General features: G+C 72.1%; 5 protein-coding genes. 3 read left to right on the forward strand and 2 right to left on the reverse strand.

The window, feature by feature from the left end:
- Positions 1 to 61: 61 nt before the first annotated feature.
- From JWQ92_RS11720 to JWQ92_RS11730, 3 genes are all read left to right on the forward strand, one after another.
- A complete protein-coding gene (locus tag JWQ92_RS11720; protein WP_297344641.1) occupies positions 62 to 1,264 on the forward strand; it encodes a globin domain-containing protein in 1,203 nt (400 codons plus the stop codon).
- A gap of 146 nt (positions 1,265 to 1,410) precedes the next feature.
- Entirely contained in the window at positions 1,411 to 2,604 is a 1,194-nt protein-coding gene (locus tag JWQ92_RS11725) for a globin domain-containing protein (protein ID WP_297344642.1), read from the forward strand.
- 25 nt (positions 2,605 to 2,629) lie between these two features.
- On the forward strand, positions 2,630 to 3,337 hold the full coding sequence (locus JWQ92_RS11730; protein WP_297344643.1) for a hypothetical protein: 708 nt from the start codon (positions 2,630 to 2,632) through the stop codon (positions 3,335 to 3,337).
- A 929-nt stretch (positions 3,338 to 4,266) separates the two neighbouring features.
- Here the strand turns inward: JWQ92_RS11730 and JWQ92_RS11735 are convergent.
- Entirely contained in the window at positions 4,267 to 5,211 is a 945-nt protein-coding gene (locus JWQ92_RS11735; RefSeq protein WP_297344644.1) for a hypothetical protein, read from the reverse strand.
- Positions 5,212 to 5,452: 241 nt separating this feature from the next.
- A partial coding sequence (locus tag JWQ92_RS11740; RefSeq protein WP_367276733.1) for a phosphatase PAP2 family protein occupies positions 5,453 to 5,634 on the reverse strand: 182 nt, incomplete at its 5' end.

Genomic DNA, 5,634 nt, shown 5'->3' on the forward strand with positions numbered 1-5,634 from the left:
CGTACCGCTGTCGGGGAAGGACCCGGAGGCGCACGCGCTTCGATGCGAAGGGGGTTCAGCGATGCTGTCCGATGCTGCATTACCGGTGGTCGAGGCGACGCTTCCCGTGGTGGGGGAGCACATCCAGGAGATCGCCAGTCGCTTCTACCGGCACATGTTCGAGGAGCATCCGGAGTTGCTCGACGGGATTTTCAACCGCGGCAACCAGGCCGACGGCCGGCAGCAGCAGGCGCTGGCCGGGTCGGTCGCCGCCTTCGCGGGCTACCTCGTGTCGAACCCGACGGACCTGCCCGATCACCTGCTGTCGCGGATCTCGCACAAGCACGCCTCGCTCGGTGTGCGGCCGGATCAGTACGACATCGTCGCGGAGAACCTCATGTGGGCGATCGGCGATGTGCTCGGCGACGCCGTCACGCCGCAGGTCGCCGACGCTTGGGGCGAGGTGTACTGGCTGATGGCGAACATGCTCATCAATCAGGAGCGGGGGCTTTACGGCGCGGTCGGGCTGACCCCGGAGACCGTCTACCGCAGGTGGCGCGTCGCGGAGCGGACGCAAGAGACCCCGGACACGGTCGCCCTCGTTGTCGAGCGCGTCGACGATCAGGAAGTCAAGCCGTCGCTGCCCGGTCAGTACGTCACCGCTCGCCTGCGCATGCCCGACGGTGTGCTGCAGCCACGGCAGTACAGCCTCACGCGAGTCGACGACGGTGAGCACCGGGCCTTCGCGGTGAAGCGAGTCCACACTGCGGGCAAGCCCGACGGCGAGATGTCCAACCTGATCCACGACCAGGTGCAGGTCGGCGACGAGATCGAACTGTCGGCCCCTTTCGGCGACGTGGTGCTCGAGTACACCGATCGCCCGCTCGTGCTGGCCAGCGCCGGCATCGGGATCACCCCGATGGCCGGGATGCTCTCGCACCTCGTCAACGGCGGCACCCGCCGACCGATCCTGTTCCTTCACGCGGACGACTCGATCCACACGTACGCCCTTCGCGAGCAGGTGGTCGCCGACCTCGACCGGCTCCCGAACGCGACTGCAGCGACCTGGCTGCTCGATACCGACGGAGCGGAGGGCTTCGACGCGGAGCAGGGCTTCATGGACCTCCGTGAGCGGGACCTCCCCGTCGACGCCCAGTACTACCTCTGCGGTCCGCTGCCCTTCATGCAGTCCGTCCGCTCTGCGCTCATCGAGCGAGGCGTGCCGGCACGGGACATCCAGTACGAGGTGTTCGGCCCCGACCTCTGGCTCGCCGACTTCGCCTGATGCCCTGCCGGCGGATTGGATGACCGTGATGACTCCCTGCTGTGACGAGCAGCCCCACCTCGGGGCCTGCAGTGGCTCAGCGGGGGTGGACGCCCGACCTGCGTTCGCCGGTCGGGTCGGCCCTGGCGCGGCGGCCGGGTGACACGGTGGACACCGCTGCCCTGAAGCAGACCTGGTCGCTGGCGCAGAGCCTCGGCGACGAGGTGCCGCTCTTCTTCTACTCCCACCTGTTCCTGACCCACCCCGAGCTGCGGAGCATGTTCCCGGTCTCGATGGCCACACAGCGGGATCGGCTCGTGGGTGCGCTCGGCCGGATCGTGTCGAGCGTCGACGAGCTCGACGAGGTGACCGACTTCATCCAGCAGCTCGGCCGTGACCACCGGCGGTTCGAGGTGATCGCGGCGCACTACAACGCCGTGGGGGCATCCCTCCTCGCCACCCTCAAGCATTTCCTCGGCGAAGGGTGGACGCCGGAGGTGGCGGCGGACTGGGCCGACGCCTACGGGGTCATCGCCTCGGTCATGGTCCAGGCGGCGGAGGCCTCCGAGGACTCGAGCCCGTCATCGTGGCCCGCTGAGGTGACCGCGGTGGAGCGCCGCGGCCTCGATGTCTCGGTGATCCAGGTTCGCCCCGACCCCCACCTGCCGTTCCAGCCGGGCCAGTCCGTGGCGGTGGAGATACCGGCCCGCCCACGACTGTGGCGCTATCTCAGCCCGGCCAACGCACCCCGCTCCGACGGCAGCATCGAGTTCCACGTGCAGATGGTCCCCGGCGGCCAGGTCAGCAGCACGATGGTCCGGTCCCTCCACGTCGGCGAGACCGTCCGTCTCGGCGCGCCCGTGGGCCAGGAGCTGACCCTGGACGAGGACGAGCGCCACCGGGACCTGACCATGGTCGCCGGCGGCACCGGCTTGGCTCCGCTGCGAGCCCACCTGGAGCGGATCGACCAGGAGTGGCAGTCGACCGGACAGGCTCCCCGGGTCCAGCTGTTCCACGGGGCGCGGCTGCCGTGGAGCCTCTACGAGAACCGGCTGCTCCAGAACCTGGCCGGGCGCCCCTGGTTCACCTACACGCCGGTGGTCTCGGACGACCCCAGCTATCCGGGCCGGAAGGGCTTGGTCGGCGATGTCGCAGCCGACACCGGTCCCTTGCACGGACGCCTCGCCTTGGTGTGCGGGTCGCCCCAGATGGTGCGGCATACCGTCTCCCGTCTTCGTGCCCGAGGGATCGCGCACGCGGACGTCCGCTTCGAGCAGTTCGCGACGCTCGACGAGGACAGTCACGCCGCGCACCACCACACCCATGACCCGCAGTCCTCTCGGCTGCCGCACGGCGAATAGCGAACGACCAGTAGGGGGACCACGCATGATGCAGAACGAGACCGAGCTCGACAGCCCCGCTCCCACGACCGGGACGGGGCCTGAGAACGACCTGGTCGTCGCTGTGGGTCATCTGCCGGACGCCCACTCGGTCGACTTCACCATGAAGGCCAGGGCCGGGGCATACGACCGCCTGGAAGTCGACCGGTTCATGGGTCAGCTCTCGCAGGCCGTCGCCGAGGTCCGGGCCGCCACCACGAGCACACGACAGGAGCTCGCGGCGCTGAGGGCCGAGAACGCGAGGCTGCGCGGCGGGTCGGGCGCCGACTTCGAGGAGGAGACCACGGCCGGGGCGGTGGCGCTGCTCACCCAGGCGCAGCTGATCGCCGACAAGGCGATCTCCGACGCCGAGCAGTACGCTCGCGACCTGGTGCTCACCGCTCGCAACCAGTACCGCGAGATCCTGGAACGTGCCGAGACGAGCGCCAGCGAGGCGACTACGGCGATCGGCGCGCAGCAGCAGCCCGGTGCGACCGTCCCGGAGATCGAGTACGTCCGCACCTACGCCCACGTGGCGCAGATCCAGCTGCGCTCGGTCCTCGACGCGCTCACGGAGCAGGTCGACCGCCTCGGCAGCCTGCCTCAGCCTGTACAGGAGTCCCAGCCCGCGTCCCGGCCGGACGCCGACGAAGGTCCCACGGCCGAGCCCGACTGGGCGCCCTCGGCCTCCGAGCCGGCCTCCCAGCAGGGCTGACGCCTTCCGAGAGGGGCCACCCGCGGGACTCCGAAACCGCCGGCCGAGAAACGGTCGAGTTCCGCGTGACGTCGGGCGCGGAGACTTCCTCGTCAGTCCGAGCATCGCCCCTGGTGCAGACATATCCGCGGCCCGGTCGGGGCTGCGGAAGCTCACGTTCTCACCGTGACCACATCATGACCGCGGGCCGGGGGATCCGCGGGCGCCCAGCAACCCCCTGCCCACGTCGAGGCGCGAGATCGGAGCCGTCCCCAGCGGGCCCACCAGGGTGGGCTGTCAGGTCTCAGGAAATCGGTGACCGTTCGGGGTGTCGGGGTGTCGTCGCCCGCCGCACCGGTCGTCGGGATTTCCACCGTGACCGCCGTCCGGAGCGGTTCTCGCCTCCGTGCTCCGACACAGCCTCTGGGCCCTCTCCATCCGATCTGTCGGCTCCTGCTCAGGAATCGGGCGCGATCCGCATGAGGACGGCGCCGACCTCGCAGTCGGCGCGGCCGTCCTCCGTCCGTGCTGGCCCGCATCGAGCCGCTCCGGACGGCTGGGCCCGGGGATCGCCGCTTACCGTGCGTCCGAGGTGCGAGGTCCGAGAAGCAGCGTGGGCCCCGGACGGTTCCGCTGCACCGATGGGGAGGGAGACGGCCGGTGAGGGAGACCGAGGGGCGCCACCGCGGTGCCGGCATCGACGAGCGCACGGCCACGCGGCGGAGCGGTGGACGGCACCGCGCGGCACCGCCGCTCGAGCGCGTGGACACGGCTTGGGGGCGCCACGCGCTGCGGCAGGACTCACCGGCGGGTACCGGGGCCGCGGTCCTGACGTCCGGTGCCGCGGCATTCTGCGGCATCGTTCTCCTCGCAGGGCCGCTGCTGCACGGGGCGGGGCTCGACCGGCTGGGAGCGGCGAGCGGGCCCTCGGCCGCGCTGCAGACGCCCGGCTACACCACGGCCTCGGTCTCCGCGGTCCCGGCGGCGTTCGTCCGCCCGTCCGCCGCCCGCACCTCGTCCACGCGGTCCGTGCACATCGTTGCGTCCGCCCCCGCTGCCGCCGGTGGGCAGCAGGGCCGGCCGGCCGGCGGAGCCACCTCGAGGGCGGGTGCGGCCGGGCTCCCGTCCGTCACCGACGGCGTCACCGGGCCCTTCCGGTCCGTCGCCACAGCGGCGGCGCAGGCCGTCGCGGGAGCGGTCGGAACGGTGGACCACCAGAAGGCCTCGATCCTTCCATCGGTGGGCGCGAGCGCCGGCGGGAAGACGGTCGACGCCGTCAAGGGCGTGGCCCGGACCTCCCCCCCGGATGCGACGACCGCCGTGCGGTCGGCCGCCTGCGACTCGACCTCCACCGGAAGCAGGACCGTCTCCACCGCCGGGCACGCTGCGGCCGATGCCGCCGCGGCGACGATCCACCACGCGACGGGGTCCGCGAGCCTGCCGGCCGCTCCGGTTCGGGCGGTGAGCACGGAGGCGAAGTCGGCGGCGTTCTCGGTCACGAGCAGCGCTGCCGGAACCGCTCGCACCGTGGGGCACACGGTGGAGCGGTCGACGGCTCCGGTTCGGGCGGTGAGCACGGAGGCGAAGTCGGCGGCGTCCTCGGTCACGAGCAGCCCTGCCGGAACCGCTCGGACCGTCGTGCACGCGGTCTCGCGACCCGCCGCCCCCGCGCGCCACGTCGTGAAGGCGGTCACCCGTGCGGCGTCGGCCCTCGCGTCGTCGGCACTCACGCGCGTCACGTCCTCCGTCGGACATGGTGCTCCGTCGGCCCCGTCCGGGGACGGGGCGAAGAAGGCGAGCTCCACCGCGACGTCGTCGGCCGCGAAGGTCGCGTCGTCGGCGACCCACGTCGCAGCGTCCGCGACGCAGGCCGCGTCATCGGCGACGCGAGCCACGTCGTCGGCGAGCGAGGCCGCGTCGTCGGCGGCTCACGCGGCCGCCTCGACGTCGCACGCTTCCACCACCGGGCCGACAGGTGACGCTCCGGCGCAGGAAGCCGGGTCAGCGTCGGCCAAGGCCATCAGCGCGGCGACGTCCGCTGCGCCCTCGGCCCCGACCTCCGCGGCGGGAGGACTCACGCTGCCCTGAGCGCCCGGGCCACCACGACCCGGAGGGGTGCCGGCCGCCCGGCGCCCCCTAGGTCCCCTCGGTCTGCCGTGTGGAGTAGGCGCCGCGGACCTGCTCACCCGCGACACGGACCGTGCGCCGTGTGTCGACCGCGATCACGACGCCGACCACGACGAGTGACAGGGCGACGGAAGCGCTCACGTCCGTGAGCCAGTGGTAGCCGAGGTACAGCCGGCTGACCACCTGGGCGA

The organism is Amnibacterium sp., assembly GCF_025463795.1.
Taxonomy (GTDB): Bacteria; Actinomycetota; Actinomycetes; order Actinomycetales; family Microbacteriaceae; genus Amnibacterium.